The organism is Methanospirillum sp. (assembly GCF_028679455.1).
Taxonomy (GTDB): Archaea; Halobacteriota; Methanomicrobia; order Methanomicrobiales; family Methanospirillaceae; genus Methanospirillum.
This window is the reverse complement of sequence record NZ_JAJRBM010000199.1, coordinates 1-2,779: the sequence shown is the minus strand read 5'-3', so window position 1 is coordinate 2,779 and position 2,779 is coordinate 1. Positions and strand designations below refer to the sequence as shown.

Here is a 2,779-nt window from a genome sequence, read left to right as displayed (position 1 = left end):
TACCGATCATATTCTCGCAGTTGCGTTTTACCACTGTATCAAGATCAATAGAACACTCGCCAATCCGGGGGAGAGAAATCCCGGTTTCTTCCTCGATATACCGGCGTCGCAAAAGAACCGCTTCTCCTGGTGTGAGTTCTTTCTCAAGAACATATAGCTTGAGAGACCCGTCCCGGATCCGGCGGAGGTAATCGTCCATGCATACCTGTTTGTACCCGAAGTGCAATAACAGCTGATGAATGGGGAAGCAGCAATGGTGTCTGCGGGTAAACCGTCAGGGTGCTGAGGATATCAGGAGACAACTTCTAGAGGAAGGGATCCTTGATCGGACGCTGAAGATTCGCCCGGAAGGGGAAGGACTTCTCTTTCCAATCACCAGCAGGCAGGAAGGAGCCATCCAGGCAGAATTTGAAGAACTTCATCAACGGGCTGAACTACCCAGACATGAACTGATCGGAGGTATCGCTGTGCTGGCTGAGAATGATCCGGCAGGTGCTGCTATCATTCTTGCTGACCGTCCCTCGGTTCATACTGCACTCATCGCAGAAAGTGCCGTTGAAGGTGAATTTAGAACAAAGAGATTCAGAGTTCTTGCTGGTAAAGAGACCACTGCCACAACACATACCGAATATGGCAGAACATTCAGGATAGACCTAGAAAAAGCATACTTTTCAGCCAGACTCGCATCGGAGCGACAGCGGATCTTATGTATGATGAATGAGGGTGAAACGGTGCTTGACATGTTTACCGGAGTCGGACCGTTTGCAATCATACTCTCAGTAAAAGCAGAAGCAGTATGGGCATGCGATCTTAATCCTGATGCTGTCTCCCTGCTCATCGAAAATATCACTATGAACCGGGTATCAAATGTCATCCCTATCCTTGCCGACGCGGGAAACCTGCCAGCATTATGTGGCAGGCGGTTCGACCGGGTGATTATGAACCTGCCATTGATGGCAGATAGATTTCTCCCAGCAGCCTGTTCACTCTGTGTACCGGGAGGGACCATCCATTTTTATGCGTTGATAGAAGATGATGCTGAAGAAAATCCGTTATTCAACCAGATCCCTGTCAGATCAATAGAACGAAGATTTGTCAGATCATATGCACCGGGAAGATCCCATGTGGTATATGATATCAATATCCGGTAAAACCGTGAAAGCCCCGAGATTATACGGTTCCTGTTTTTTGGGGAACACACTGCTTGCACATGATAGAAACACTTTGAGCAGCAGTTGAAGACAGTCCCAGGGTCGGATCACCGGATTCATTCCGGAGCAGCCGGTAATCACTCTGGGCACCCTGTTTTAACCGGAACAGTTGTCGTGCAGTGAGTTCTCCCCCTCTGAGAGTCTGATTTTCAGCAGTTTCAGAGGACTGGAGTACTGTTACATTGCCCATCTGATCATCTGCCACAACCGGATCATCGAATGAGATCAATCCGTACTCACGGACGGCGTATCCTTCAGTACTGTTCTGCTCTTCTGCAATTGAAACCGGTATGAGTATACCGATCAGGATGAGAAGGACAGAAAGTCTGATCATGACTAACTTATCAGTAGGTCTCCCGGGAAAAAGAAGGATATGGTCAGGATCGAAACCTTCGTACGAAGAAGAGTGCTCCAATTGCGAGACTGATAGGAACCAGAATCACTGAAACCGGGGATTGCGTCGGAACCGGAGTTGGTGATTCGGTTGGTTTCTGCAGAGGAGACAGATTCACAGATGCGGTCGTAGTCATTCCTGCAGAAATCTGAACCCGGTTAGAATAATCCTGAAACCTATCCATCTTCAGAATTAATTCATACTCTCCTGGCTTTACCGATGAGAGAGTCAGAGGAGTAATCCCTACAAAAACATTATCCAGGAAAACCTGCGCTCCTGATGGTGATGAACTGATACCCAGCGTACCGTTGAGAGCAGATGGAGTGACCGGTGCTTTCAGTTCAACCTGAACAGGAGTGACCTGACCGGCTAACACCGTAATAGTAGTTGAGTACTCCTCCCGCTGCGGAGCCCTGATGAGAATTGTGTATATCCCAGGGGTAAGATCAGTAAGATCGAGCGAACCTGAATCGGGGGTAATTCCCTGATAATCATTATTCAGATAGACCGTAGCACCGGGCGGATTACTTGAGACCGTCACCGAGCCGCTCTTTACCTCCGGTGGATTTCGTACCAGTGATGAACTGATTCTGGTATCCTGCCCTGCAGAAATCAGCACCTGCTGGGTAATCATCTGGTATCCAGCCAACTGTAGTTTTATCGTATGATACCCACTTTCAAGATTTCCCACCCGCTGGGGGGTCTGACCCTGCCAGGCGTTATCAATCTTGAGATCGGCTCCCTGTGGGTTCGAATCTACATACAGGGTTCCGGTTGTCTGATACCGGGTAAGGGGTGCAAATATCCGGGGTTGTGCATTGGAATTTACCTGTATCTGGGTCGTATAGGGATTGTATCCTGCTTTACTCACCATAACCGTATGTATACCTGACACTACCTGTGAGAAGGTACAGGGAGTAAGATATTGGACACCAGAGTCGAGGGATGCTATGGCACCAGAAGGATCCGAACTGACATAGATACTCCCATACTGGGCAAGGGGAACAAGAGGAGCAAATATTGGAACGGTTTCATCTTTTCCAGGATTCATAGAAACCTGCTGGACATACTCACGAAAACCGTTCATGGTCACTCTGATGGTATGAGAAGGAGTTCCCGTACTCATTACCTTAACCAGAACTGGACTAGTTCCATAGTAGGAATTATCAACACG

At 48.3% G+C, this 2,779-nt stretch carries 3 protein-coding genes and 1 pseudogene; 1 reads left to right on the top strand and 3 read right to left on the bottom strand.

Going from position 1 to position 2,779, the window contains the following annotated elements; genetic code table 11:
• Positions 1-199: pseudogene (locus LUQ50_RS06690) on the bottom strand (3-hydroxy-3-methylglutaryl-CoA reductase); the annotation flags it as partial.
• A 40-nt stretch (positions 200-239) separates the two neighbouring features.
• Here LUQ50_RS06690 and LUQ50_RS06685 point away from each other — a divergent pair.
• Positions 240-1,151, top strand: a complete 912-nt coding sequence (locus LUQ50_RS06685; RefSeq protein ID WP_300038056.1) for a class I SAM-dependent methyltransferase family protein — start codon at positions 240-242, stop codon at positions 1,149-1,151.
• Between the two features lie 19 nt (positions 1,152-1,170).
• Here the strand turns inward: LUQ50_RS06685 and LUQ50_RS06680 are convergent, their stop codons facing one another.
• The gene (locus LUQ50_RS06680) at positions 1,171-1,545 is read right to left on the bottom strand and encodes a hypothetical protein (protein WP_300038053.1); all 375 of its coding nucleotides are present in this window, start codon (positions 1,543-1,545) and stop codon (positions 1,171-1,173) included.
• A 43-nt stretch (positions 1,546-1,588) separates the two neighbouring features.
• Positions 1,589-2,779: PEGA domain-containing protein (locus tag LUQ50_RS06675; RefSeq protein WP_300038050.1), on the bottom strand; the 1,191-nt coding region annotated here is incomplete at its 5' end.

What these genes read in the sequence shown, in the direction of transcription:
- LUQ50_RS06680 (WP_300038053.1), bottom strand. Translation starts at nt 1,545, where the DNA reads ATGATCAGACTTTCTGTCCTTCTCATCCTGATCGGTATACTCATACCG.
- LUQ50_RS06685 (WP_300038056.1), top strand. Translation starts at nt 240, where the DNA reads ATGGGGAAGCAGCAATGGTGTCTGCGGGTAAACCGTCAGGGTGCTGAG.